The sequence below is a fragment of the Bacillus sp. FSL R5-0576 genome, from assembly GCF_038004765.1.
In the GTDB taxonomy this organism is placed as follows: Bacteria; Bacillota; Bacilli; order Bacillales; family Bacillaceae; genus Bacillus; species Bacillus subtilis.
Genome location: NZ_JBBORU010000001.1, coordinates 2,241,378 through 2,267,439 on the forward strand (window position 1 = coordinate 2,241,378; position 26,062 = coordinate 2,267,439).

Annotated in this window: 31 protein-coding genes; 2 read left to right on the forward strand and 29 right to left on the reverse strand. The window is 44.5% G+C overall.

Features of this window, described 5'->3' with window-relative positions; translation table 11 throughout:
• Window positions 1-64: 64 nt before the first annotated feature.
• A complete protein-coding gene (locus NX903_RS11385; RefSeq protein ID WP_010886565.1) occupies window positions 65-685 on the reverse strand; it encodes an N-acetylmuramoyl-L-alanine amidase family protein in 621 nt (206 codons plus the stop codon).
• Window positions 686-704: 19 nt separating this feature from the next.
• Window positions 705-1,001: a hypothetical protein gene (locus NX903_RS11390; protein ID WP_086344612.1), complete on the reverse strand. Its 297-nt coding sequence runs from the start codon at window positions 999-1,001 to the stop codon at window positions 705-707.
• A gap of 307 nt (window positions 1,002-1,308) precedes the next feature.
• Here NX903_RS11390 and NX903_RS11395 point away from each other — a divergent pair, with 307 nt between their 5' ends.
• Window positions 1,309-1,461 (forward strand): hypothetical protein, encoded by a 153-nt coding sequence (locus NX903_RS11395; protein ID WP_130572550.1) that lies wholly within the window; start codon window positions 1,309-1,311, stop codon window positions 1,459-1,461.
• 72 nt (window positions 1,462-1,533) lie between these two features.
• Window positions 1,534-2,652, forward strand: coding sequence for an NADH-dependent flavin oxidoreductase (locus NX903_RS11400; protein ID WP_086344062.1), 1,119 nt, complete (start codon window positions 1,534-1,536; stop codon window positions 2,650-2,652).
• Window positions 2,653-3,117: 465 nt separating this feature from the next.
• Here the strand turns inward: NX903_RS11400 and spo0A are convergent, their stop codons facing one another.
• From spo0A to NX903_RS11535, 27 genes are all read right to left on the reverse strand, one after another.
• The gene (gene spo0A / locus NX903_RS11405; protein ID WP_003226427.1) at window positions 3,118-3,921 is read right to left on the reverse strand and encodes a sporulation transcription factor Spo0A; all 804 of its coding nucleotides are present in this window, start codon (window positions 3,919-3,921) and stop codon (window positions 3,118-3,120) included.
• 275 nt (window positions 3,922-4,196) lie between these two features.
• The gene (gene spoIVB / locus NX903_RS11410) at window positions 4,197-5,477 is read right to left on the reverse strand and encodes a SpoIVB peptidase (RefSeq protein ID WP_086344063.1); all 1,281 of its coding nucleotides are present in this window, start codon (window positions 5,475-5,477) and stop codon (window positions 4,197-4,199) included.
• A 174-nt stretch (window positions 5,478-5,651) separates the two neighbouring features.
• A complete protein-coding gene (gene recN, locus NX903_RS11415; protein ID WP_086344064.1) occupies window positions 5,652-7,382 on the reverse strand; it encodes a DNA repair protein RecN in 1,731 nt (576 codons plus the stop codon).
• A 36-nt stretch (window positions 7,383-7,418) separates the two neighbouring features.
• The gene (gene argR / locus NX903_RS11420; protein WP_003230265.1) at window positions 7,419-7,868 is read right to left on the reverse strand and encodes an arginine repressor ArgR; all 450 of its coding nucleotides are present in this window, start codon (window positions 7,866-7,868) and stop codon (window positions 7,419-7,421) included.
• Window positions 7,869-7,965: 97 nt separating this feature from the next.
• Window positions 7,966-8,811, reverse strand: a complete 846-nt coding sequence (locus NX903_RS11425) for a TlyA family RNA methyltransferase (RefSeq protein ID WP_003230264.1) — start codon at window positions 8,809-8,811, stop codon at window positions 7,966-7,968.
• Window positions 8,808-10,709: a 1-deoxy-D-xylulose-5-phosphate synthase gene (dxs, locus tag NX903_RS11430; protein ID WP_003245985.1), complete on the reverse strand. Its 1,902-nt coding sequence runs from the start codon at window positions 10,707-10,709 to the stop codon at window positions 8,808-8,810. Before dxs ends, NX903_RS11425 begins: the two co-directional genes overlap by 4 nt.
• A gap of 174 nt (window positions 10,710-10,883) precedes the next feature.
• Complete coding sequence (locus NX903_RS11435; protein ID WP_086344065.1) at window positions 10,884-11,774, reverse strand: polyprenyl synthetase family protein; 891 nt, start codon at window positions 11,772-11,774, stop codon at window positions 10,884-10,886.
• The gene (locus NX903_RS11440; RefSeq protein ID WP_003226409.1) at window positions 11,764-12,018 is read right to left on the reverse strand and encodes an exodeoxyribonuclease VII small subunit; all 255 of its coding nucleotides are present in this window, start codon (window positions 12,016-12,018) and stop codon (window positions 11,764-11,766) included. Before NX903_RS11440 ends, NX903_RS11435 begins: the two co-directional genes overlap by 11 nt.
• The gene (gene xseA / locus NX903_RS11445) at window positions 12,015-13,361 is read right to left on the reverse strand and encodes an exodeoxyribonuclease VII large subunit (RefSeq protein WP_086344066.1); all 1,347 of its coding nucleotides are present in this window, start codon (window positions 13,359-13,361) and stop codon (window positions 12,015-12,017) included. The genes NX903_RS11440 and xseA overlap by 4 nt, the downstream gene beginning before the upstream one ends.
• A gap of 137 nt (window positions 13,362-13,498) precedes the next feature.
• The gene (gene folD / locus NX903_RS11450; RefSeq protein WP_003230259.1) at window positions 13,499-14,350 is read right to left on the reverse strand and encodes a bifunctional methylenetetrahydrofolate dehydrogenase/methenyltetrahydrofolate cyclohydrolase FolD; all 852 of its coding nucleotides are present in this window, start codon (window positions 14,348-14,350) and stop codon (window positions 13,499-13,501) included.
• A gap of 11 nt (window positions 14,351-14,361) precedes the next feature.
• Window positions 14,362-14,757 carry a transcription antitermination factor NusB gene (gene nusB / locus NX903_RS11455; protein ID WP_086344067.1) on the reverse strand — a complete coding sequence of 132 codons (396 nt, stop codon included), beginning with the start codon at window positions 14,755-14,757 and terminating at the stop codon, window positions 14,362-14,364.
• Window positions 14,758-15,020: 263 nt separating this feature from the next.
• Window positions 15,021-15,428 carry a fatty acid biosynthesis protein YqhY gene (gene yqhY, locus NX903_RS11460; protein WP_086344068.1) on the reverse strand — a complete coding sequence of 136 codons (408 nt, stop codon included), beginning with the start codon at window positions 15,426-15,428 and terminating at the stop codon, window positions 15,021-15,023.
• A 20-nt stretch (window positions 15,429-15,448) separates the two neighbouring features.
• A complete protein-coding gene (gene accC, locus NX903_RS11465; protein WP_003230253.1) occupies window positions 15,449-16,801 on the reverse strand; it encodes an acetyl-CoA carboxylase biotin carboxylase subunit in 1,353 nt (450 codons plus the stop codon).
• Window positions 16,802-16,812: 11 nt separating this feature from the next.
• Entirely contained in the window at window positions 16,813-17,292 is a 480-nt protein-coding gene (gene accB, locus NX903_RS11470) for an acetyl-CoA carboxylase biotin carboxyl carrier protein (protein ID WP_003230252.1), read from the reverse strand.
• Between the two features lie 156 nt (window positions 17,293-17,448).
• Window positions 17,449-18,105, reverse strand: coding sequence for a stage III sporulation ratchet engulfment protein SpoIIIAH (gene spoIIIAH, locus NX903_RS11475; RefSeq protein WP_086344069.1), 657 nt, complete (start codon window positions 18,103-18,105; stop codon window positions 17,449-17,451).
• Entirely contained in the window at window positions 18,106-18,795 is a 690-nt protein-coding gene (gene spoIIIAG, locus NX903_RS11480; protein ID WP_003230248.1) for a stage III sporulation protein AG, read from the reverse strand.
• Entirely contained in the window at window positions 18,788-19,408 is a 621-nt protein-coding gene (gene spoIIIAF / locus NX903_RS11485) for a stage III sporulation protein AF (protein WP_003230233.1), read from the reverse strand. Before spoIIIAF ends, spoIIIAG begins: the two co-directional genes overlap by 8 nt.
• Before the next feature lie 13 nt (window positions 19,409-19,421).
• Complete coding sequence (gene spoIIIAE / locus NX903_RS11490; protein ID WP_086344070.1) at window positions 19,422-20,621, reverse strand: stage III sporulation protein AE; 1,200 nt, start codon at window positions 20,619-20,621, stop codon at window positions 19,422-19,424.
• 18 nt (window positions 20,622-20,639) lie between these two features.
• The gene (spoIIIAD, locus tag NX903_RS11495; protein ID WP_003230228.1) at window positions 20,640-21,041 is read right to left on the reverse strand and encodes a stage III sporulation protein AD; all 402 of its coding nucleotides are present in this window, start codon (window positions 21,039-21,041) and stop codon (window positions 20,640-20,642) included.
• Between the two features lie 6 nt (window positions 21,042-21,047).
• On the reverse strand, window positions 21,048-21,254 hold the full coding sequence (gene spoIIIAC, locus NX903_RS11500; RefSeq protein WP_003153142.1) for a stage III sporulation protein AC: 207 nt from the start codon (window positions 21,252-21,254) through the stop codon (window positions 21,048-21,050).
• Window positions 21,255-21,276: 22 nt separating this feature from the next.
• Window positions 21,277-21,792, reverse strand: a complete 516-nt coding sequence (gene spoIIIAB / locus NX903_RS11505; RefSeq protein WP_086344071.1) for a stage III sporulation protein SpoIIIAB — start codon at window positions 21,790-21,792, stop codon at window positions 21,277-21,279.
• Window positions 21,786-22,709, reverse strand: coding sequence for a stage III sporulation protein AA (gene spoIIIAA / locus NX903_RS11510; RefSeq protein ID WP_086344072.1), 924 nt, complete (start codon window positions 22,707-22,709; stop codon window positions 21,786-21,788). The genes spoIIIAB and spoIIIAA overlap by 7 nt, the downstream gene beginning before the upstream one ends.
• Window positions 22,710-22,784: 75 nt before the next feature.
• Window positions 22,785-23,066 carry a YqhV family protein gene (locus NX903_RS11515; protein WP_004398639.1) on the reverse strand — a complete coding sequence of 94 codons (282 nt, stop codon included), beginning with the start codon at window positions 23,064-23,066 and terminating at the stop codon, window positions 22,785-22,787.
• Between the two features lie 145 nt (window positions 23,067-23,211).
• Window positions 23,212-23,769 carry an elongation factor P gene (gene efp / locus NX903_RS11520; RefSeq protein WP_003226377.1) on the reverse strand — a complete coding sequence of 186 codons (558 nt, stop codon included), beginning with the start codon at window positions 23,767-23,769 and terminating at the stop codon, window positions 23,212-23,214.
• A gap of 24 nt (window positions 23,770-23,793) precedes the next feature.
• Entirely contained in the window at window positions 23,794-24,855 is a 1,062-nt protein-coding gene (gene papA, locus NX903_RS11525; protein WP_024571984.1) for an aminopeptidase PapA, read from the reverse strand.
• Window positions 24,852-25,298, reverse strand: a complete 447-nt coding sequence (gene aroQ / locus NX903_RS11530; protein ID WP_003230223.1) for a type II 3-dehydroquinate dehydratase — start codon at window positions 25,296-25,298, stop codon at window positions 24,852-24,854. Before aroQ ends, papA begins: the two co-directional genes overlap by 4 nt.
• A gap of 86 nt (window positions 25,299-25,384) precedes the next feature.
• Window positions 25,385-25,921, reverse strand: a complete 537-nt coding sequence (locus NX903_RS11535) for a YqhR family membrane protein (RefSeq protein WP_072557057.1) — start codon at window positions 25,919-25,921, stop codon at window positions 25,385-25,387.
• Between the last annotated feature and the right edge of the window lie 141 nt (window positions 25,922-26,062).

The following is a 26,062-nucleotide window of genomic DNA, read 5'->3' on the forward strand; positions in this document are numbered from 1 at the left end:
CCCTAAAGTTTTCTCCATTATACTTATTTTGTCGGCTCCACTCTAGGATTAAGGCTGTATCAATCTACTGATCATAATAAGAATCAATGCCGTTGACAATCGCATCTGCGGCCTTTTGCTGGTATTCTTCACTTCCCAGCTTGTCCGCGTCAGAGCTGTTAGTGATAAACCCAAGCTCCGCTAACACACTTGGCATTTGTGAATATGTAATGACGTAAAAGTCTGATTCTTTCACGCCCCTGTCTCTCGTTTGTAAGGAAGAAACGAGCTGTGACTGAATATCGGATGCCAGACGCCGGCTGTTCTCCCCTTCATAATCAGATTGAAAATACGTTTCTGTTCCTGAAGCTGAAGCAACCCCGGAATTCACATGTATGCTGACAAAAAGGTCAGCCTGATTGGCACTTGCCTTAGCCACTCTTTCCTCCAAGGTCAGAAAATGATCGTCAGACCGGGATGCAACAGGATTGGCTCCCTCCTCTTTTAGTTTGTCCGTCACATGCTCTGAGACAGCCAAATTAATATCCTTTTCAAAGAGCCCGTTTCCGACCGCTCCACTGTCTTCACCGCCGTGTCCGGCATCAATATACACTGTTTTCCCTTCTATCGGCTCTGCTGCCTGTGCACAAGGCGCGAGCGTCAAAGCCAATCCGCACAGCGCCAAGCTCCTCCATAACATTCTCAACTTACTCCCTCCGGTCTTTTTATGACGAGTTCTTTCGCAGCTGAATATCTTCCAGCTGTAAAGTTCCATTATCCTTCTTTGTATATTTCACCAGGACATGTGTCTGATCTGGCAGTGATTCACATTCATTACGTTTATCCTTCGGAACTTGTATCATGGTTTCTTCTCCATTAAGAGAAACCGCAATCGTATGAGGATCAGCCGAGCCAATGTATTTTCCCTCTTCGGTAAACCTTGGCACTGAGTCATCCGCACTTGCAACACTGCACCCCGAAAGAAAGAGCGCAGTAAACAGCAAAAGAACCGTTTGTTTCACATGACCACCTCTTCCTGATGTTTGGCTTTTATCTTTGACCAGAATGGCGAATTTGTAAAGACAACGCGAATGCAGGCGAGCAAGTTCCATGATTTTCAAAAGGGCTATACGACCCGATCATTTCCTGTTGTTAGAAAGATAACGAGCAGATTTGTCTATGAGGATGGCTCTAATTGAGGCGCCAATTAGAAAAAATTAGCGGAAAGAAGCAACTTTTTATTCATTTTAAAAAATTTGAGAATAGGGTGAGCAAATCGTTTGACGGGTGGGTCAGCCAGGCGTAACCTTTTAAAGGATATTTACTTTATTGAAAGAAGTTAAAGCCATGAAAAAATTCGTTCTGCTGCTGGCGGCAGCTGTCATCACATGCTCCATCGGCCACCAAATGAGCGGCGGCTACAAAGGCCCCGAAAAAGAGCGGCGAAAACATCACTCTGTACTCAAGATATTCAGTCAGTAAAGCAGATCAATTGCATTAATTTTTACATATAGGCTAGAATATGTGCGAATCCAAACGAAAGAAGATGATCAAATGAATCCTAAGTATAAGCCACTGTTTGAACCATTTACGTTTAAAAGCGGCGTTACAATCGACAACCGGATCGCAGTAGCACCAATGACTCATTACGCTTCTAATGAAGACGGTACAATATCTGAAGCGGAGCTCGACTACATCATCCCCCGTTCAAAAGAGATGGGAATGGTGATTACAGCCTGCGCAAATGTTACACCGGACGGAAAAGCATTCCCCGGGCAGCCGGCCATCCATGACGATTCCAACATTCCAGGTTTAAAAAAGTTAGCACAAGCCATTCAGGCACAAGGCGCTAAAGCCGTTGTTCAAATTCATCACGGCGGTATTGAGTGCCCGTCTGAGCTCGTTCCTCAACAGGATGTTGTGGGGCCAAGTGACGTGTTTGATAACGGCAAACAAATTGCTCGCGCATTAAAAGAAGAAGAAGTGGAAAACATTGTGAAGGCGTTTGGAGAAGCGACAAGACGCGCCATTGAAGCCGGCTTTGACGGTGTCGAAATTCACGGTGCAAACGGCTACTTAATTCAGCAGTTTTATTCTCCGAAAACCAATCAGCGCACGGATCGCTGGGGAGGAAGCGATGAAAAACGATTAGCCTTCCCGCTCGCTATTGTCGATGAAGTGAAAAAAGCCGCTTCAGAACATGCGAAGGGTGCGTTCTTAGTCGGCTACCGTCTGTCTCCGGAAGAACCTGAGACACCGGGATTGACAATGACTGAAACTTATACGCTTGTTGATGCTTTAGGGGATAAAGAATTGGATTATCTTCATATCTCACTGATGGACGTGAACTCAAAAGCGCGCCGCGGTGCAGATCCGACTCGCACACGCATGGACTTATTGAATGAACGTGTCGGAAACAAAGTGCCGCTGATCGCCGTCGGTTCCATCCATTCCGCTGATAACGCGCTTGCCGTCATCGAAAACGGTATTCCGCTAGTCGCTATGGGACGCGAAATTCTAGTTGACCCTGACTGGACGGTAAAAGTAAAAGAAGGCCGTGAAAAGCAAATCGAAACAGTGATCAAAGGCACAGATAAAGAAAAATATCATTTGCCTGAACCGCTATGGCAAGCAATTGTGAACACGCCAGGCTGGGTGCCTTATAAAGATTAATGTGCAAAGACTGCCGAAACGATTCGGCAGTCTTTTTTCCCTTTATATAAATAGTTTGTGTACACATCTAAACAGCAAAAGAAAGAGCTCCCCACCTACTTCGAAAAGAAAATCTAGGAAAAATCCGTCATGCTTTCTTGCTTTTTTCTTTTTCATTCGTACGTCTCCTTTTTACATGAATACGCCTTACTTACGATTTTGCAGGAGATAGGTTTCATTTTATAACGGAAACATCTAGAATCGATCATGCTTCGTGATCCTATAAGATGTATGAATGGACCAAGAGTGCAGGTAATACCGCCATTAGCTTTCCTTACTTTTCAAACCTATCCTTTACTATTCGCGGATACTTAATATTCTTCTCCCATACTAACAAATGTCCCCAAAACAAAACGCCTCCTATTTATCAGCGCAAACTAATAAATAAAAGACGTTTGATTTAATGACCACTTAATAAGCTCATGTTTAAGAAGCCTTATGTTCTAATCTCAGCTTATCCGCAACCATTGCAATGAATTCCGAATTTGTCGGTTTAGCTTTTGTCATGCTGACAGTATAGCCGAACAGCGAGGAAATGGAATCAATGTTTCCTCTGCTCCATGCCACTTCAATTGCATGGCGGATCGCTCTTTCTACACGGCTTGCGGTTGTGTTGAATTTTTTGGCGATGTCCGGATAGAGGACTTTTGTAATGCTGCCGAGCAATTCGATGTCATTGTATACCATTGAGATTGCTTCGCGCAGATAGAGATAGCCTTTAATATGGGCTGGGACGCCGATTTCATGGATAATGCTTGTGATGCTCGCGTCGAGATTTTTCTTCTTTGGTTCAGGCTGGCTGCTGCGTATAATACTGCTTTGCGATGATGGCGCACGATGCGTCACACTGCTGGCATTTCCGCTGACCTGGCGGATATGGCCGACAAGGTTTTCCATATCAAACGGTTTGAGAATAAAGTAGGACGCGCCTAAATCGACGGCCTTTTTCGTGACATCTTCCTGTCCAAAGGCTGTCAGCATAATGACATTCGGCTGTTTTTTCAGATCTGATTCCCTCAGCCTCTCTAAAACCGCAAGTCCGTCTAAATGCGGCATAATAATATCTAATACGAGCACATCGGGATCTTTTTCTTTAAACAGCGACAGGCATTCCTGTCCGTTATAAGCAACGCCGATCACTTCCATGTCTTCCTGTCCTTCTATATATTCACTTAACAGGCTTACCAGCTCTCGATTATCATCAGCAACACAAACTTTAATTTTCTCCACGTTTCTTCCTCCCCAAATGTAGTTAACAGGATTCACCCTTGCTACATGTTTACATTCGACAAAACCGCTATATACCCTCTAAAAAAATCATAATCACCAATATTAGTGGCATATCTTTGTTATTCTATGTTTTTCTCTGTTTTTCGACTAAAAATGAAATTTGACAAACAAGGAAACGTGAATTTGTCGAAAAATCTTCTTTTGTATATTTTACCGTATGTATTCTGAGAAGTGAAGAGGGATCAAAATAAAAAAACTGCCGGAAACTCCGGCAGTCAGCTTGCTTTTTCTTTTCCGTAAATATCGATTCCTGCTTCTGACAGCATCCATTCAATATGAACACCGTAGCCGCTTGTCGGGTCATTTACAAATACATGGGTGACAGCACCGATCACTTTTCCGTTTTGAATAATCGGGCTTCCGCTCATCCCCTGTACGATGCCTCCTGTTTCTTTCAACAGCCTTGGATCGGTAATTTTCAACACCATTCCTTTTGTCGCAGGGAATTTTTGCGGCGTTGTGCTGACGATTTCAATATCGAATTTTTCTACTTTGTCATCATCAATAACGGTTAAAATTTCAGCCGGCCCTTTTTTGACTTCGGTAGAAAACGCAACCGGCAATGCTTGATCTGATATGTTGTTTTGAATCGGCTGATGCAGCGTGCCAAAAATTCCAAATGGGCTGTTTCTGTTAATATCCCCGATCGTTTTGCGTTCTGAGGAAAATCGCGCCAGTTTTTCTCCCGGATTACCGCCTGTCCCTTTTTCAATTGATGTTACAGTGGATTTAACAATTTCTCCATTCTCCACTACAATTGGTTTCTTTGTGTCCATATCGGAAATCACGTGGCCAAGTGCTCCGTATTTTTTTGTTTTCGGTTCATAAAAGGTCATAGTGCCGATGCCGGCAGCAGAATCTCTGATATATAACCCGATTCTGTATTTGCCTTCTCCTTCATCCTTTTCTGGGATCAGCTTCGTTTTGATTTTCTGTTTGTCACGTTTGATCAGTAAGTCTAAAGATTCACCAGTTTTCCCAGCCTTTTGAATAAATGGGGCTACATCATTCATTTTTTCAATTTTCTGTCCATTCATCTCAATAATGATGTCGCCCGCTTCAATTCCGGCCGTTTCTCCCGGAGATTTTTTGCCTTCACTTGTATTGATTTGATGAAATCCGACGACAAGAACACCGACGGAATGAAGTTTTACACCGATTGATTGTCCGCCAGGTATAACCTTTAAATCAGGAAGAACATGCACTTTTGTTTTTTTAATTGGAAATCCGGCAAGATCATATACTAATTCTGACTCACCTGATTTTTTGCCCGTCACCTTGATTTCATGCGGATCTTTCTTTACTGTAAACGCTTCTGAGGATTCTGATGTCTGAGCGTTTACCGATAAACTCGTTTCAATCGCGTGTGTTTGGGTTTCAAATACTCTCATTTGCGTTGGAATCAGTAAATATTCTTTTAGCGGTTTGCATAAACCTACACTTAATAACGAAACAAGGAGAATTAAACCTACTGCTTTTCTAATGTTATCGGGCATTCACTACTTCACTCTCCTCGCTCCTATCCCACACCTTCTTTATGACTTGCTGCTACATCATTTAATTTTGCCTTCTGACGGCTTATTTATAACTGTCATATGAAGAAAAACATTGGATATACTGATGAACGAATGGATGTGCACGAAAAAAATAAGCTGCGCTTCTCGCGCAGCTTACCCAGTTGTTTTGACTTGATCCGCTTGTTTTAAAAGTTCTTTCGCATGGCGTTTCGTTAAGTCGGTTACTTCGACACCTGCAATCATGCGCCCGATTTCCGCTACCTTTTCCTGCTTAGACAGCGGCTTGACACGTGTCGTCGTTCTGCCGTCTTTTAACTCCTTCGCAATATAAAGATGCGTATCGGCCATGGCAGCCACCTGAGGCAGGTGTGTAATGCACAGCACTTGTGATCCTATTGACACCTTATGGATCTTCTCAGCAATTGCCTGTGCGACCCTGCCGCTTACACCGGTATCAACCTCATCAAAAATGATCGATGTCACATCCTGTTGTGAGGAAAAAATGCTTTTTATGGCAAGCATCACCCGTGACAGCTCTCCACCTGAAGCGACTTTCGAAAGGGATTTCAGCGGCTCGCCTGTATTGGTTGAAATTAAAAACTTCACCAGGTCAATCCCTTGTTCAGTCAGCTGAACGGGCTGGCCGTTTACAAGCGGCGCCTCTTCATTGCGTGACGCTGTTCTGACCTTAAATTCCGTATCAAAAGTTGATTTTTCCATGTACAGGCTTTTTAATTCCCGATGAATCTCATCAGCCAGCTTTTTCGCCCATGTTTTTCGGATTTGTGACACATTTGCCGCTTCCACTGCGACATCTTTGCCGACGGAGTCAAGCTCCTTTTTCAAGCTTTGAAGGTGGCTGTCCCTGTTTTCAATTTGGTCAATCTCTTCTTCAATTTTAGAAGCATATTCCAAAATGTCTTCAACAGTGGCACCGTATTTTCGTTTCAGCTGTTTGATTTCATTAAGTCGCGTCTCAATATAGTTCAGGCGTTCCGGATCAAATTCAAGCTCATCCAGCATATTTCTCATCTGAAATGTGGCATCCTCAAGCAAATAGTAGGAGTTCGAAACACTTTCAGACATTTTTTTCAGCGGTTCGTTTATATCAGATATATCTTCAAGCTGCGATGATGCCATTCCAACCCAGTCCAATCCGCCCTGCTCACTGCGAAGCGCGTTATATGCATTTTGCAGCGATTCATATATCTTCTCAAAGTTTGAAATTTGCTGGCGCTCTTCTTGGAGCTGTTCATCTTCGTTAAGCTCAAGCTTTGCCGATTCGATTTCTTCGAGCTGAAATTGAATAAGATCAAGGCGATGGGCCATTTCCTGTTCGCTTTCAGAAAGCTGCTTAAGCTTTTTGAGCAGCTTCATATACCGCTGGTACCCTTCCTGATACGTTTTGAGCGCGCTTTCCACTTCGGCCCCGGCAAACTTGTCCAAAAGCTGGAGATGATTTTCGTCTTCCATTAACAGCTGGTTATCGTGCTGCCCGTGAATATCTAATAAAAGCCTGCCGATCTCTCTTAGCGAAGCAATCGTGACAAGCTTGCCATTGACACGGCAAACGCTTTTCCCGCTCGTGCTGATATCCCTTCTCATGACGATCATTTCGTCTGAAACGTCGATTCCCTGCTCAGCGCATACGCCTAAAACAGGATGGCCGCTCTCCAACAGAAACAGCCCTTCAAGTTCGGCTTTTGCTTCCCCATATCTAACAAATTCAGATGATCCGCGGCCTCCGACTAAAAGAGAAATGGCATCTATGATGATGGATTTGCCGGCTCCGGTTTCTCCTGTTAAAACCGTAAGCCCGCGTTCAAAAGAAACCGTCAGTTCCTCAATAATGGCAAAGTTTTTAATCGATAGTTCAGCTAACAAACAGCATTACACCTCTTATCTTTGTTAGATTTTCTGTTACAGCAGTTCAAGGAGCCTGTTTTTTACGCCTTCTGTATCTTCAGGAGTCCGGCAAATAATTAAAATCGTATCATCCCCGCAAATGGTCCCCATCATTTCATCCCAGTCCAAATTGTCCATCAGCGCCCCGATTGCCTGGGCATTGCCCGGCATCGTTTTCAGCACAATCATATGGCTTGCTGAGTCTATTTTCACAAATGCGTCCATCAATGCCCGCTTTAGCTTAGACAGCGGATTGAAACGCTGGTCCGCCGGAAGACTGTATTTGTAAGAACCATTGTTTGTAGGCACTTTTACAAGGTGAAGTTCTTTAATATCCCGTGATACCGTGGCTTGCGTTACTTTGTATCCATCCTGCTTTAGCATGTCGACCAATTCATCCTGCGTTTCGATTTCATTGCTTGTAATGATCTCTCTGATTTTAATATGCCTCTGGCCTTTGTTCATGTAAGCACCTCTATTTCCAAGCTTATCTGTTCTTTTATGTTATATGATTCTCTGCACATTGTACATGAATGCAGAAAAAAGGAATAATAGCGCCCTATTATTCCGGTACATCTGCTTTTTTTTCTTTTAACGTCTTATGTGCTTCTTCTACAACACGCATGATCTCTTCTTCCGGCAGCTCCTGGCCTTCCTGTCCCTCTCCCGGCCAATGCAAATGAAGGAGAAACTCAATATTTCCGTCTCCTCCCGTGATTGGAGAAAATGACAAGCCTTTACAGATATAGCCTTCAGCGGCAGAAAAACTGATCATTCGCTTGAGCACATCAGCATGCACTTTAGGATCTCTGACAATCCCTTTTTTGCCGACGGATTCCCGTCCCGCTTCAAACTGAGGCTTAACTAGAGCCATGCAGTCGCTGCCCGGTACGAGCAAAGTCCTTAGGACAGGCAGGATGAGCCGCAGTGAAATAAAGGACACATCAATTGTGGCAAACTCCGGCATGCCCTTTGTAAAGTCTGCCGGTGTTGCATAACGAAAGTTCGTCCGTTCCATCACGACGACCCGTTCATCCTGTCTAAGCTTCCACGCAAGCTGATTATAGCCTACATCCACAGCGTATGACTGTTTAGCTCCATTTTGCAAAGCGCAGTCCGTAAAACCGCCGGTGGAGGAGCCAATATCAATCATAATTTTATCTTTGACAGAGACGGGAAACTCTTTCAACGCTTTTTCGAGCTTTAAGCCGCCCCTGCTCACATACCTCAGCGGGTTTCCTTTGACGGTTAACGGAAGGTCGCGGTCAATTTTTTCTCCAGGCTTGTCCAAGCGGTTTTCGTTTGAGTAGACGATCCCCGCCATAATGGCTCTTTTGGCTTTTTCACGCGTTTCCGCCAGCCCTCTTTCCACTAATAATACATCTAATCGTTCTTTCTTTGACGTCATGATCCAATTCCTTTGTGTGTCTTTGGCGGCATCAGTAATCTAATACGATTTGCCACCTGCTGTTTTGTCAGTCCAATTTCCTCAAGAAGCGCCGTTACGCTTCCGTGTTCAATAAACCGATCAGGTATACCCATTCTGTCGATCGGAGTATGATATTCACCTTGATCATGAGCGAATTCTAAAATCGAGCTTCCGAAACCGCCTTCTAAGACCGCTTCTTCAATTGTTAAAATTGGCAAGCCTTCTTTTAGGATACTCTTCATCATCTTTTCATCAATCGGCTTAATAAAACGCGCATTCACAACGCGCACGGAAAGGCCTTCTTTCTGCAGCTCTTCGGCTGCTTCAATCGCCATTTCGATTGTTGTGCCGAATGTTAAGATGACAGCATCGTTCCCCGGACGCAGCACCTCCCACGTACCGATCGGAATCGTTTTCAACTGTTCATCCATTTTTACGCCGAGTCCGTTTCCTCGCGGAAAACGCATCGCTATCGGGCCTTCGTCATAGCTAAGTGCTGTATGAACCATGTGCTGGCCTTCATTTTCGTCTTTCGGCATCATTAAGACCATGTTTGGAATGTGGCGCATAAACGCAATATCAAACACGCCTTGATGTGTCTCTCCATCAGCGCCAACGAGTCCTGCACGGTCAATTCCAATAAACACATTGGCGTTTTGGCGGCAGATGTCATGGACAACTTGGTCATATGCCCTTTGCAGGAAGGTTGAGTAAATCGCCAAAAACGGCTTCATCCCCTGCATCGCCATAGCTGCCGCCATCGTTGCGGCATGCTGTTCTGCGATTCCTACGTCGAACATCCGGTCAGGGAATTCCTTTGCGAAGCCTTCAAGCTTTGAACCGACAGGCATAGCCGGCGTAATGGCTACAATGCGTCCGTCCTCGCGCGCCATTCGCTGCACAGTTCCGCTGACAAGACCGCTCCACGAAGGAGCTGCGGCTTTCGGCTTTACAAAGTCACCGGTATTAATTTTATATGGTCCGGTACCATGCCATGTCCCAATCGTATCGGTCTCAGCCGGTTTGTACCCCTTCCCTTTTTTCGTGATGACGTGCAGAAGAACAGGGCCTTTCGTTTTTTTGGCGTATTGAAGATTCTCAATCAGCTCATGATAAGAATGTCCGTCCACCGGGCCCAAATACGTAAAACCGAGCTCCTCGAAAAACATTCCGGAGACGAGCATGTATTTCAGGCTGTCTTTGACCCGTTCCGCCGTGGCGGCAAGCTTGCCCCCAACTGCCGGAATCTTTTTAAATAAGTATTCAAGCTCATCTTTCACCCACTGGTATTTCCCCGCAGTACGGAGCCGTCCGAGCATAGAGTGAATGGCACCGACATTTGGCGCAATACTCATTTCATTATCATTAAGGATGACAATCATGTCTTTTTTCTCGTCGCCGATGTGGTTAAGGGCTTCGAGCGCCATACCGCCGGTCAGCGCGCCGTCACCAATGATCGGAATAATATATTCATCCGTTCCTTTAATATCACGGGCAGCTGCCATTCCCATCGCGCCTGACAGAGAAGTCGAGCTGTGCCCGGTTTCCCAAACATCGTGCTCGCTTTCACTTCGCTTTGGAAATCCGCAAAGCCCTTTGTACTGGCGAAGCGTCGCAAATTCTTTTCCGCGTCCTGTCAGCAGCTTATGGACATACGACTGATGGCCTACATCCCATAAAAATTTGTCTTTCGGGCTGTTAAATTCCTTATGCAGGGCAACAGTAAGCTCTACGACACCTAAGTTTGGGCCGATGTGGCCGCCGGAAGCGGATAAACTGGTAATTAAAAACTGACGGATTTCATCACTTAATTTCTCTAATTCATCAATGGACATGTTTTTTAAAAACGACGGGTCCTGTATTGATAAAAGATCCAAAGCGGATCAACTCACTTTCAGCATGAATTTCTGCAATGATACATGTCTTTTGCATGCCGAGCTGACAATAATCTCAGACATAAAAAAAGACAAACGCGCTTTTCCTTTTCATTTTTCATATAAACTGCTTACATTTTACCATATCTCGTGCAGCCGCTTCAAATTAGGATCGTTTTAGTGATCTCTTGCCGCAATTAAATCACAAAGCTCATATAAAAGGTCTTTTTGAAGAGAGAGTCCGCCGATCAATCGCTTCGCCTCTTTTATATGAACATCCAATTTATGTTTGGCCCCTTCCAATGAAAGAAGTGACGGGTATGTCGATTTGTCATTTGTGGTATCCGAGCCGACACGTTTGCCGATTTTCTCTTCACTGCCTTCTAAATCTAAAATATCGTCTCTGATTTGAAATCCGATTCCAATGTGGCTGCTGAAGGTACGCAGTGTTTCAATGTCTTCCTCAGGCGCATCAGCCAAAATAGCACCTGCGATTACACAAAAGCCAAGAAGCTTGGCAGTTTTCCGTTCATGAATGGATTCGAGCTCTTCAAGCGTGACTTGTCGGTTTTCCGCTTCCATATCAGCTACTTGCCCCCCGACCATGCCTTCGGTGCCTGCCGCTGAAATCAGTTCATCCACAAGCCGCAGGCGCTTTTCTGCTGACACCTCGTCTGACACGTGGGAGGTAATCAGCTTAAAGCTTTCTGTGAGCAGCCCGTCACCCGCTAATACTGCCGTCGCTTCACCAAACACTTTATGGTTTGTCGGCTTCCCGCGGCGCAAATCGTCATCATCCATGCATGGAAGATCATCATGAATTAACGAATACGTGTGAATCATTTCGACAGCACAGCCCACCGGAATGCCGTCTTTTTCGCTTTTTCCATATGCGTTTAAAACAGCCAGTACAATCAGAGGCCGCAGCCGCTTTCCGCCGGCCTCTAGAGAATACAGCATAGATTTCTTTAATGAGTCCGGCATATCAAGCTTTTCAGTATAGACAGAAAGCTGATTTTCAATTGTTTTTTTCCGGTCCGCCAGAAAGCTCGTTAATTTATTTGTCACCTTCGTCTTCCTCCTGAACACTGAAAGGTGCCAGTTCGCCGTCTTCTTTTAAAATGAAGTCCATTTGCTTTTCGACTTTTTGCAGCTTTTCATGGCACATTTTTGACAGAGCCATGCCTTCTTGGAAATAGTTAATGGCTTGCTCTAGAGGCACATCTCCCTCTTCAAGCTTTGATACAATGCTCTCAAGCCCTTTCATCGCTTCTTCAAATGTCATGTTTTCATTTTTTTTCACGTCTGTCATTTTTCTTCCCCTCTCTTTTCTAATACTTCACAGGTCAGCACGCCATCCTTCAGCTTGACTTCAAGCCGGTCCTGCTCTTCTATCTGACTGACACTTTTAATGAGTTTATCTTCTTTATAAGCCAAGCTGTATCCTCTTTCCATCACTTGAAGAGGACTTAGTGCATTCAGCTTGCCAAGAACGGTTTGAAATTGGGAATGCAGCTGCTTCATTTGGATATTCATATTTTTTCTCAGCTGATTTGTTTGTTCCTGGTATCGTGTTCTCGCTTGTTTCAGCTGTTCATGAGGATGCAGTGCCTCTAATCTGTACGTTTCACGCTCCAGCTGTCTGCTTTTCCGATCTAAAAGAGCGGTCAGCTGTGCTTGAAACTGCTGGTACGCGAGGTCAAACTGCTGCTCTTTTTGCGCATACAAACGCTTTGGAAAACGAAAGGCATAGGACGATTGCAGCGTTTGAATTCGTTCTTTTTTCTGGCCGAGATGCTGCTGCATCGCTCTTGTCATTCTGACTTCCACTGTTTTTGTCCGTTCGATTAAATCAGTGGTATGAGGCACAGCAATCTCAGCTGCTCCTGTCGGCGTCGCGGCTCTGATATCGGCGACAAAATCACTGATCGTAAAATCCGTCTCATGTCCGACTGCCGATATAATCGGAATATTGGAAGCAAAGATGGCGCGCGCTACAATTTCTTCATTGAATGCCCACAGTTCTTCTATCGAACCGCCGCCTCTCCCGACAATTAATACGTCGCAAATCTCTTTTTCATTTGCCTCTTCAATGCGCGTAACGATGGATCTGCTCGCATTTTCACCTTGTACGAGCGCTGGAAGAACAATGACTTTTACAAGGGGATATCTTCTTTTTAGAGTTGTAATAACGTCTCTGACAGCGGCACCCGTTGGAGATGTCACAACACCGATTGTGGCTGGAAATGCGGGGATTTGTTTTTTGTAGCGGTCGTCAAATAAACCTTCTCCGGCAAGCTTCTTTTTTAATTCTTCGTACGCTAAATAAAGCGCTCCAACCCCGTCAGGCTGCATTTCTTTGGCATATAATTGATAGTTTCCGCTCGGTTCATATACGGAAATTCCGCCTCTTACCAGCACTTTCATTCCGTTTTCAGGTTTAAAAGGCAGACGCTCGCTTTGTCTCGCGAACATCACCGACTGCATTCTTGCGTTTTCGTCTTTTAAAGTGAAATAAATATGCCCTCGTGTGTGTATCTTTACATTCGACAATTCGCCTTTAATCCAAATATTTTCAAGGTGAGGATCTACATCGAATTTTCGTTTTATATACTTTGTCAGCGCTGAGACGGTCACATACGCTGCTTCACCCATGTCTAAAAACTCCTCTCCTAAGCATTCCTGCACCATAACTAAAGAAAACCCGCCCTGGCTTTAGGAGCCTGAAGAAGCGGGTATCGTGCTCATATTCAAGGCGGGTAAACATTTCGCCTGTGAATATCTCCAATTATCTATGATAACGTACGTTTCGCAGATTTAACAGTATTATGCGCAAGCATCGTGATGGTCATCGGACCTACTCCGCCCGGAACCGGCGTGATGAAGGACGCTTTTTCCTTTGCCCCTTCAAATTCAACGTCTCCGCAAAGCTTTCCGTTTTCCAGACGGTTAACGCCGACGTCAATGACAACAGCGCCCTCTTTGATCTGGTCTGCACTGATGAAGTTGGCTCTGCCGACTGCCACCACCAGGATGTCCGCTTTTTTCGTATGTTCAGTAATATTTTCTGTTCTTGAATGACAGTAAGTAACCGTCGCGTTTTCATTTAATAAAAGCTGGCCGACAGGTTTGCCGACAATGTTGCTTCGGCCGACTACAACAACCTCTTTACCGGAAAGGTCAATATTGGTTTTCTTCAAAAGCTCAACAATTCCATGAGGCGTGCAAGGAAGAAACGTATCTTCGCCAAGCAGCATTTTCCCTACGTTTAACGGATGAAAACCGTCTACATCTTTATCAGGGGAGATACGTTCGATCACCGCTTTTTCAGAAATATGGTCTGGGAGCGGAAGCTGAACGAGAATGCCATGAAACTCAGGGTCTTGGTTATATTGATCAATAATGGAAAGCAGTTCAGCTTCTGTGAGGCTGCTGTCAAATTGATCGAGCTTGAAATTCATTCCCATTGTTTCTGCCGCTTTTTTCTTTCCTCGCACGTAAGAGTGAGAAGCAGGATCATCTCCAATCAAAATAACCGCCAGTCCGGGAGTGACGCCTTGCTTTTTAAGCTCTTCTACCTCTTTTGCCAATTGTTCGCGTTTTTCTCTAGCCGTTTCTTTTCCGTCGATGATTGTTGCAGTCATTTTCTTTCCTCCTATGATTGTTCAATATCAGATTTAATGTTAGAAAGAACCCCGTTTACAAACTTTGTCGCTTTGTCATCACCAAACCGTTTTGCCAGCTCAATCGCTTCGTTCATGGAGACATTAACCGGAATGTCTTCGGCATATGCCATTTCATATGCTGCCAGGCGCAAAATCGCACGGTCAACATTGGCAATCCGATCGAGCTTCCAATTCACCAGATGCTTGGAGATCATTTCATCCAGCTGGTTTTGGTGTTCCAATACCCCGTGTACAAGCTGTTCAAAGAAAGGATCTGTTTTTTCTTCATCCAGTGCGTGTTCTATGGCTTCATTCACTGCAATATCGCTGACATCAATTTGAAATAGTGCCTGCAAAGCTTTTTCTCTTGCTGTTCTTCTTTTCATTTTCTTTCTCCTTTGATCCTCTTTATCCGCTTGTCGTTAAGCCACAAAGAGATCATAACATATTTTTTTCGTATCCGCATATTGAAATCAAGGTTTTTTTACCCTATTGCCGAATATTTTCACACACCTTAATATGATTATTCGGATTTCACGTTCATGAAGAAACTCGGCTATGTAAGCCGGCTTTCTTCATGCTTTGAAATAAAGGGTAACGTGTAAAAAAACCAAAGGGCCGCCCTCCCCTTGGTTTCGTGTTAAGCCATTTACATTTCTTCGTCGATTTGGACTTCTTGGGCTTTTGTGTCAAATTGAATGCCGACGATGTGAATATTGATCTCGTTAATCGAAAGAGACGTCATATTTAATAAGGTTTGACGAATGTTTTCCTGAACGGATGCTGCAACTTTCGGAATCGAAACGCCAAATGTAACGACACAGTATACATCGATCGTAATTCTGTCATCCGCCAGGTCGACTTTGACACCTTTGCCATGATTCACTTTGCCAAAGCGCTCAACGACGCCTGTCGCAAAGTTTCCGCGCATTTCGGCAACTCCATCAACTTCTGATGCTGCAATGCCGGCAATGACCTCAATGACCTCCGGTGCAATCTCAACCTTACCCAAATGCGTATCTTCGTGATCCATTTTAAGCAAGCTGTTGTCTTTCATTCAATTCACCTCCGTAAAAATTATGAGCCCATTACATCATATGTTTCTAAAAATTTCGTATTAAACTCTCCGCTCACAAATGTTTCGTGTTCAAGCAGTTTTAAATGGAAAGGGATTGTTGTCTCAATGCCTTCGATGACGAATTCGCTCAATGCGCGCTTCATGCGAGCAATCGCTTCATCCCTCGTTTTTCCGTATGTGATTACCTTTGCAATCATGCTGTCATAGTACGGTGGGATGGAATAGCCAGGGTACGCAGCTGAATCGACACGGACACCAAGACCGCCAGGAGGCAGGTACATTTTAATTTCGCCAGGTGACGGCATGAAATTTTTACTTGGGTTTTCTGCGTTGATTCGGCATTCGATGGCCCAGCCTTCAAATTCAACATCTTCTTGCTTGAGGCTCAGTTCCATTCCTGATGCTACTTTGATTTGTTCCTTGATCAGGTCAGTGCCCGTCACCATTTCTGTGACTGGGTGCTCTACCTGAATTCTCGTGTTCATTTCCATGAAGTAATAGCGCTGTTCATTGTAGTCATAGATAAATTCAACTGTTCCAGCACCTGTATAGCCAACCGCTTTTGCAGCCTTTACCGCTGCATCTCCCATTTGCTCCCTGATTTCTGAATCAAGGGCAGGAGATGGTGATTCTTCCAAAAGCTTTTGCAGGCGTCTTTGGATCGAGCAGTCGCGTTCGCCCAAATGGATCGTATTTCCGTAGTTATCAGCAAGCACTTGGATCTCAACGTGGCGAAAATCTTCTATGTATTTTTCGATGTATACACCTGGATTCCCAAATGCAGTTGCCGCTTCCTGCTGTGTAATCTTAATGCCATTAATCAGTTCCTCTTCAGTACGGGCAACCCTAATTCCTTTTCCGCCTCCGCCTGCGGTGGCTTTTATAATTACAGGATACCCAATTTCATTAGCAAGCGAAACCGCTTCTTCCACATTTTCTATAATTCCCTGTGAACCCGGTACGATTGGCACGCCGGCCTGTTTCATCGTTTCCCGCGCAACGTCTTTTGTTCCCATTTTTGAAATGGCGTCAGCGCTCGGGCCGACAAACGTGACATTAACTTCTTCACATAATTCAGCGAAATCAGCATTTTCAGCTAAAAATCCGTATCCCGGATGAATGGCGTCCGTGCCAGTCAGCTTTGCAACACTCACAATATTTGTAACGTTTAAATAGCTGTCTTTTGATGCTTTCGGTCCGATACAAAAAGCTTCATCGGCCATTTGAACATGAAGGGCATCTTTATCAGCTTCTGAATAAACAGCGACAGTCTCAATTCCGAGCTCTCTGCAGGCTCTGATGATTCTGACAGCAATTTCTCCTCTGTTGGCGATCAATAGCTTTTTAATCATGTTAAGTCTCCTTACTCCGCTTTTACAAGAAATAGAGGTTGTCCGTATTCGACCAGCTGGCCGTTTTCTACTAATACTTCAACGATTTCGCCTTTCACTTCTGCTTCGATTTCGTTGAAAAGCTTCATCGCTTCTACAATGCAGACAACTGTGTTTTCATTTACTTTTGAACCGGCTGTTACATACGGGCCAGCTTCCGGTGATGAAGAAGCATAAAATGTTCCTACCATTGGTGAAGTGATTTTATGCAGATTCTCATCTTGCTTTGGTGCTTCTTGGGCAGGTGCCGCTGCTTGCTGCGCTTGCGGCTGGACTGCCTGCGGAGCCTGTGCTTGTACAGGTGCTGCCGGTGCCTGCTGCATGACTTGAACCGTGCCTGCTTCGTGTTTTTTCAGTTTTAAGGATACACCTTCATTTTCATATACGAATTCGTCAATTGTAGACTCGTCAATTGCTTTAATCAGCTCGTGGATTTCTTTGATATTTAACATTCAATCGCACTCCTATGTATGAAATTTCTTTTTTTATAGGTTACTACTAAAAGTACATACTATGTTCATCTTACAGGAGCGGACTTTTGAATTCAACTCTAATATGACAGCAACGCAAAAAGCCCGCTTGTTTAGCGGGCTTCTTTTTCCTCTTTCTTACTTGGATGGTTCAAACGTGACAGCGACATCTTTCATTGTTTTGATTTCTTTTGCGACAAGGTCTATAATGGCTGTCGCCTTCGATTTGGAGTGTTTGTCTGATTTGACTGTAATATTGATTTTATCTCCTTCAGCATTAACGAGCGCATCCTCGTAACCTTGTGTTTTAATCAGCGTTTCTAGCTGTTTTTCTGTTCCTTCCACTTCACTGAGAGCCGTCATTTTATCGTATGCTTCGCTTTTCTCCTTGGCTGTTGCATCATCGCTTGACACAATGGCATTCAGCTCTTCTCTTTCTTTGCTTCTGGCATCTTCTAAATCAAGACGGTACGTTGTAAACAAATCATCATCGGCTGTTTCCGTAACAACAGTTCCTTTTTCACTGGCTTCAGCGGATGTTTCCTTGTCTGCTGATGAATCTTTCGTTCCCTTTGTTCCATCTTCTTTTCCTTTTTCAGTTTCTGTACCGCTTTTTTCCTTCGTGTCTTCCTTGGCAGGCGCTTTTTCAGTTGCGACCTCTCCGCTGTCAGACGCGCTTTTTTCACTTTGCATCTGCACGGCGTTTTTGCTTTCCGGCGACATGATATAGTAGACGCTTAACACCACGACAAGACTGAGCATTGTTAATAGCCAAACGGTTTGTTTTTTAAGCATTTATGAATCCTCCTTTATTTTTTTAGGGGCAACCGCAACCCGGTGGCTTGGAACATCCAGGACCCGTGTCACCGCTTCGATAATGGTTTGTTTTATTTGAACGTTGTCCACTCCTTGAGCAACAACGAGTACACCGCGTATATCAGGTTTTTTCGTTTGGACGACGACAGGTGTTTCTTTATCGCCGTTTTTGATCATGACGATTTCTTCCTCCGATGATTGGTCTGTAACGCTTCTTTTCCCGCCTTCTTTGTCAGTTTCTTCAGTGGTTGTATTTTTGTTTGATTTGTTTTTTTCGTATACTTTCAGCGACGTTGCATCTACATTCACGACAACCGAGACATCGTCCACACCAATGATTGTTTCAAGAATTTCTTTCAGCTGATTTTCGTATTCTTTTTCATAGTCATCGATCGAGTCTTTAGGTTTATCAGATTTTGAGGCTTTAAACACTTCGGCTGTTTTCTCTTTGCTGTCTGCGGAATGTTGTGATGATACGGCCGTTATCGTTTTGGCGTTTTCAGTTTTCTCAGGTGAAGAAAACAGCTGGCTGACAAGCATAAAGGAAACTCCGAGAACAAAAACGAATAGAAAGTAATGATATTTGGTCAGCTTCGGCTTTTCGCCGTCCTTCGTTTGTCCCGGAAGAAACTGCTTTTTCAATACATTCCATAATCCGTTTTTATTCATTGCCGACACTCTCCCCGCCTTCCATATGAACAGTAATTTTCTCACTTCCGATTTCCCAAATGTCCGCGAGCTGCGTTTGTATCTGTTTGGCTTCTTTTTGTTCGGCTGCTTCTTTTGTTACGTATGCATGATCTGTATCAATGTGGACCGGCGCGACCGTTTGGACCGTTTTTTCAGAAGACGGGGCCATATACACGCTGATTGTTTTAATATCCTCTTCTGAATCTACCTTTTCTCCTGCCGTGAGTTTGATGCGGCCTACTTTATATTCATCATGACTGAATCTCTCCTCCGCTTTCTTTTTTAGTTGGACAGCCATTTCTTCTAGAATATATGCGCGCTGGGAAGCTTGTATTTCTATTTTTTTTGAATTGATTTGATTTTTTATGTCGGCAGACTCTGACTGCCCGTTTTTTGTGAGGTATTCAAAGATGACTTCGGGATCTGTCTTGAAAAGTTTAAAAATCGGCGTAAGCATGACGACAATCAAGAGCAGGCTGACTACCATTTTTGCGTACTTTTGCATGCTGGAGCTCGGCAGCAGCATATCAATCACAATTGCAAATAGGATAAACAACACGATGGTGGTAAGCCATTCCGTTAAAAAACTCATTCGCCTGCCTCCTTCATTTCATCATCATCGTGAGGTTTCCGGCTGTGATTATGACAGTAAGGCTTAAAAAAAACATGAGAGACACAATGGCGAGAGTTGCAAAAATATAAATGACGCTTTTGCTGATGACGTCGAGGCAGGTGATGACGGGCCCGCCTCCTAGCGGCTGAAGAATCGCGGCTGCCAGCTTATAAATAAAAGCGAGGGAAAGCACTTTGATTGCCGGAAATGCCGCGATACAGATCAAAATAGCAACACCGAGAATCCCTACCGTATTTTTCAGCAGTAAAGAGGCGCTGATTACTGTATCTGTTGCGTCTGTAAACATTCGGCCAAGCACAGGAATAAAATTTCCGGTTATAAATTTAGCCGTCCTGAGCGTAATGCCGTCTGTCACTGCAGCCGAGGCTCCCTGAACAGAGATGACGCCGAGAAAGATGGTAAGAAAAACAGCCAGCGCTCCGATGGCGATATTTCTGAGCAGGTTGGCCAGCTGTGTTACTTTGTATTGTTCGGTCATGGTGCTGACAATGCTCAGAATCGCTGATAAGAAAATCAGCGGCATGACGATATTCTGAATCAAGAGACCGCTCGTGTTCATCAGGAAGAGGATAACAGGATGAAAGAAGGCAGCAGATACAGCTCCGCCTGAGGAAGCCAAAAGCGCCAAGAGGAGCGGAATGAGCGCCAGGATAAAGCTGGTCATCGTCTGAATCGCCTCAGTTGCATAGTTAATTGCCACATGAAAGCTATTAAGCGCAAGGATAATCAGCACCATGTACACAATTGAGTAAGCGACCTTACTGACGGTGCTTTGCTGAAAAGCATTTTGCAAAAGCTGCAGAATGACGCAAAAAATCGTGAGCAAAATCAATGTGCCCAGCAGCTTTCCGTTGGCAAGCACTTCATGAAACAAATAAGAAAAGAGAGCTTTCAGCCATTCTTGAGGTGAGAATGATTTATCGCCATTGATAAACTCCATTAAGCTGCCTTTTTGGCTTTCCGGCAGCAGTCCGCCGTATTCTGTCATAATGTCATTCCAAAATTCCCCGATCTTATCTGTTTCAAGCGAGGCTGCTGTCCTTTCCGCTAATTGCTCAGCTGTTTCAGCATGGTCTTCCGTTTTTTCTGCATTACCAGCTGCTTGTACAATTTCTGCACGGCCTGCTATGATCAGCACGGCCAAAAGCAAAACCCATTGAAAGCGCTTCAATCTACCGCCTCCTTTCGGTTATGACATAGAAGGTATAAGTCCGAGAATCGTCTCGATAATGACGGTTAAAATAGGCACAGCCATAACGAGTATTAAAATTTTCCCCGCCAATTCTATTTTCGAGGCGATGGCTCCTTGACCGGCATCTTTTGTGAGCTGTGCCCCGAATTCAGCAATATAGGCGATTCCGATAATCTTTAAAATGGTTTCAACATAGACCATGTTGACATTTGCATTAATCGCAATTTTTTCTATCATTCGAATAATGTCGTAGATTTGGTCTACTAAATAAAGAAAAATGGCACATCCGGCAAAAACGACGATTAAAAACGCAAAAGTCGGCTTTTGTTCTTTTACGATTAAAGAAAGGAAGGTGGCGATCAGCCCTAAACCTACAATTTGAACAATGTCAATCTGCAAGCCCCCCTATCCTTGGAATAAAAACACAGCTTTTATCTTTTTAAATAGGTCATCTACAATCGTGGCGACCATAAATAAAATATAGATAAAACCTAACAGCGTCACCCACTGAGCGTATTCTTTCTTGCCCATCTGATCCAATATCGTGTGTAAAAAAGCGACCACGATTCCCACTCCGGCGATTTGAAATATGACATTCACGTCTACTCCCATTTTATTTTTGCTCCCCTCACGTTTACATCAATAGAAGAATGAGTAACAAGCCCGCTAAAAAGCCCAAACTTTTTATCATCTTTTCATTTTTCGCTTGCGCCTGCTCAGCATCCGCTTCCGAGGCTTCCAAATGTGTCAGCGCCAGCTTGATGTGCTTTTGCTGAGAGATTCGATCATGAATCCCAAGCGTCTCGCCAAACTGCTTCAGCACTTCGTATTCGCTTTTTTTCAAAGACAGGGTGTCCCATACATTCTTTAAGCTTTGCTCCCACGCCGTTTTCGCGGAATCACTTCCCTTGTCCAGCTGATCACTGAATGCGGAAAAAAGAGCTGAAACAGGCTGTGCGAGCTGTTTGGCAATCTGCTGTGAAGCAGTATGAAGCGGTGTATGGCCGTACATGATTTCAGCCTCGAGGGATTGAAGCGCCGCACGCAGCTGGCGGATTTGCCGCGGCCGTTCTGTATAAATCTTCGCCATCTCAAAACCTGTCCATGTTGTCGCTACCACAATGAATACAGCGCCCAGCAGCTTCAGCATGTTTTCACGCCCGTCGTCCTAGACAGCACATTTCCGTCTTTGTCATAAATTTGGCTCACTGTGCCCGGCCCCTTCGCTCTCGATAATTCCAAATAGCGGTCAAAGGCTCTTTCTTCCCACAAACGCTTCAATGAAGGCCGCTTCATCAGGTCGGATATGCTCCAGCCATGCGCCGATACGATTACTGAAACACCGGCATGCAGCGCCTCCAGAAGTGCATCTGTATCTTCCATACGCCCGATTTCATCGACAATCATCACCTCAGGGCTCATGGATCGAATCATCATCATCAGCCCTTCAGCTTTTGGACAGGCATCTAACACGTCAATTCTCTGACCAAATTGATGCTGCGGAATGCCGCGAAGACATCCGGCAATTTCTGACCGTTCATCGACGATTCCTGTCTTTACGGGCAGCATGGTTTTTTTGCCGGTGCTTGAGAGCCTCGCTAGGTCCCGGAGAAGTGTTGTTTTGCCTGTTTGGGGCGGTCCGATAATCAGCGTATTCAGCCAGCTGTTTTGATATAAGTATGGAAGCAGCGGCTCCGCAATCCCCAGCTTTTGCCGGGCAATTCGTATATTAAAAGATGCGATGTCACGGAGGCCTTTCACACCTCCGTTTTCCGTAATGACTCTGCCCGCCAGTCCGACTCTGTGGCCGCCTCTGATCGTGACATACCCTTTCTTCAGCTCTTCTTCAAGTGTATACATACTATAGTTGCTGAGCCGGCTCAGGATCAGATGGGCATCCTCGGCCGTGCCCGCATAGGACAAATAAACAGGTTGTCCTCTTCGAATCAATTCAACAGGGCGGTTGATCCGAATTCTGACTTCTTCGATTTCCAGCCATTGTTGTTCCGGTATTTCAGAAAGGGCGTTTTTCATGGATTCAGGGAGAACCTCAGCGATTTCATTCAACAGAGCCTCCTCCTTTCTACCGATTGGCTTCTTTAAAATGTATGATGTGAGGCAGACTTTATGACAAGCCTCTCTTTATTTATGAACACCCGCCAAAATCAAGACAACACCCGTAAAAATCAGAATCAGCTTTGCATACGAAAGCTGCCCGGCAATTTGGTAGATTCCGACAGTCATCGTAATGATAAAAATCAACGGACCGACAATAGCGAGAATGCTGTTAACCACAACCGCCTTCCGGACATCGTTGGTCACAAGCATGACAATTGCTGCCGTCAGCTCAATCATAGAGGATAAAACTCGTAATCCCGCCATTGTTAAAACAGTAGAATTGATATTTCCAAGTAAAAATTTCATAGCACTCTCCCAACCTCCCATTTTTTTATATGATATGCTCTAGCTTGCTGAAGTAGTCTTGTCATTTTCGTATAAAAGAAAGATTCTGTTTTTGGGCACAAAAAAAAGCCTGCCCCCATTTGGGAACAGACTTCTTTTTTTCTTTCTATGCTCTTGAAACGTAAGAACCGTCTGATGTATTGACAACAAGTGTGTCGCCTTCATTCACAAAGAACGGCACGTTTACAACAAGCCCGGTTTCAGTTTTCGCAGGTTTTGTACCGCCTGACGCTGTATCACCTTTAATACCAGGTTCAGTTTCAACAACTTTCAGCTCAACTGTGTTTGGAAGTTCGATACCAAGTGTTTCATCCTGGTACATCATGATATGCACAGACATGTTTTCTAGCAGGTATTTTAATTCTTCTTCGATTTGAGTTGCGCTCAGTTCAAGCTGCTCATAAGAAGAAGTATCCATAAATACGTGCTGATCTCCGTTTGCATATAGATATTGCATTGTTTTGGTTTCGATTTGCGCTTTCGCTACTTTTTCACCAGCGCGGAATGTTTTTTCCTGAATCGCGCCAGTGCGAAGGTTGCGGAGTTTAGAGCGGACAAATGCCGCACCTTTTCCAGGTTTTACGTGCTGGAAGTCAACGACGCGCCAAATGCCGCCATCTACTTCAATTGTTAATCCTGTACGGAAATCGTTAACTGAAATCATGTTTAATGTCCTCCTATATTCCAATCACAAAATAATAAGTTCTTTTGGGGAATGGGTGATTGTCCGGTTGCCGTTTTCTGTAATCACGATGTCATCTTCAATGCGGACACCGCCTGTTTCTGGTATGTAAATGCCCGGCTCCACTGTGACCACCATACCCGGTTCAAGGATAGCTGAAGATCTGACGGATAATCCCGGCGATTCATGAACTTCCATGCCGAGCCCGTGCCCGGTTGAATGGCCGAAATAGTCACCGTAGCCTTTTGCAGCAATATGATCCCTTGTGAGGGCGTCAGCCTCTTTTCCTGTCATTCCCGGCTTAATATGTGCGACGCCAAGCGCCTGAGCATCAAATACAACCTGATAGATCTCCTTCAATTGATCACTGGGCTGACCTACAGCGACCGTCCGGGTAATATCAGAACAATATCCTTTATAATAAGCGCCAAAATCAAGCGTAACAAGGTCTCCGCTTTCAATCAGTTTGTCACTGGCCACACCGTGCGGAAGGCTTGAACGAAGGCCTGAGGCGACAATCATATCAAAAGAAGAGCTGTCTGCTCCCTGGCTTCTCATATAAAACTCCAGCTCATTGGCAACAGCGATTTCAGAAATGCCGGGTTTCATAAACGTCAAGATATGTCTGAAGGCATCATCTGCAATCTTCGCAGCTTCCTCTAATATCTTAATCTCTTCACTAGACTTAATCAAGCGCAACTTTTCCACGGATTCAGCCACAGGCACTAATTCTGCATCACTGATAACGGCGCTGTATGAAGCGTAAGTGCCATATGTCATGCTGTTCTGTTCAAAGCCGAGACGCTTGATGCCAAACGATTCAACAGTGTTGGCAGTGGTCTGAATCAGGCTGCCGCCATGTTCAATGATCTCAAAGCCCTTTACCTGAACCTTCGCCTGCTCAGTATAACGAAAATCCGTAATAAACGCTGCTTTGTCACCCGATATAACAGCCAAACCCGCTGAACCTGTAAACCCTGTCATATAGCGTACATTCGTGCTGCTTGTAATCAGCATGCCGTCAATTCCCAGCTGTCCAAACAGGTTTCTTAATTTCTCTAGCTTCATCTTGATTCTCCCCCTTGCTGGCTTAATAAGTAGCGAACAGCAAGCTTGTAGCCTTCAGCTCCAAGACCGACAATCTGCCCTTTCGCAACAGGAGCGATAACCGACTGATGCCTGAATTCTTCCCTGGCGTATAAGTTTGATAAATGCACCTCTACCACAGGAAGACTGATGCTTGAAACAGCATCCCTGATCGCATAGCTGTAATGACTCAGGGCGCCAGGGTTCAGAACAATCCCGCTGTATTGCTCCTCAGCCTCATGTATCGCATCTATCAAATCACCTTCGTGATTAGACTGGAAGAAAGTGAGCTGGATATGTAAGGCTTCAGCAAACTGAAAAAGATCTGTTTCAATATCGGTCAGTGTCTGGCGGCCGAATACTTCAGGCTCACGACTCCCAAGCCGGTTAACATTCGGTCCGTTCAAAATCAAAAAATGAGGCACATAATCTCTCCTTTTCGCGAGGGTTTCTCATGTAAAAAATGTTCACTTCTCGTGAACATTTTATCATACTGGAAAAGGATTATACACTATTCTCTATGCATTCCCAGCGCACGTGCAAGCTTTTCCGAATTCAGCTCATTGTATTCAAATGAAATGGAATACCCGACAAAAAGCCCGTAAAGCAAATAAATGCAAATGGTCGTAATAATTGTATCTGATGTCAGTTCGGTCACCGTGCGCACTTCTGGAAAAATCGGATTAAAAACAAAAAACACGAGCAGCCAAAGCACCAAGCCGTATAAAATACCCGGCCACATTGTTTTTAAACGTTTCAATAGAAGAAAATAAAGAAACGCTGCGCCAATTGAAATTACTCCAATCAAAATGATGCTGATTACCGTTCCCAGCCCATGTTTTTTCCACTCTCCGAGCACAAACGGCTGCAATATCATATTCGGGCTGATTTCGGAAAAATGAAACAAATATGCGATATAAGCAACGAAACTCCAAAGTACACCTCCGCAAAAACCTGTTGCCGCCACCCTGCCGGCCATTGAAACAGGCGGCTTTTGCTTCTCATTCAATTCTTCATTTTGTTCTGTATCTTTTTCGCTAGTCATCATGGCACCTCCAGTTAAAGTGTGCCCAAAAAATAAAATGTCAATAAAAAAGCTCACACTTTTTGGAAGCTGCGAGTAAAATTTGAAAATAACGGGTATAATGCATGTAGAAAAAGCAAGGCTATGGCAATTTTTTCAGCCTGT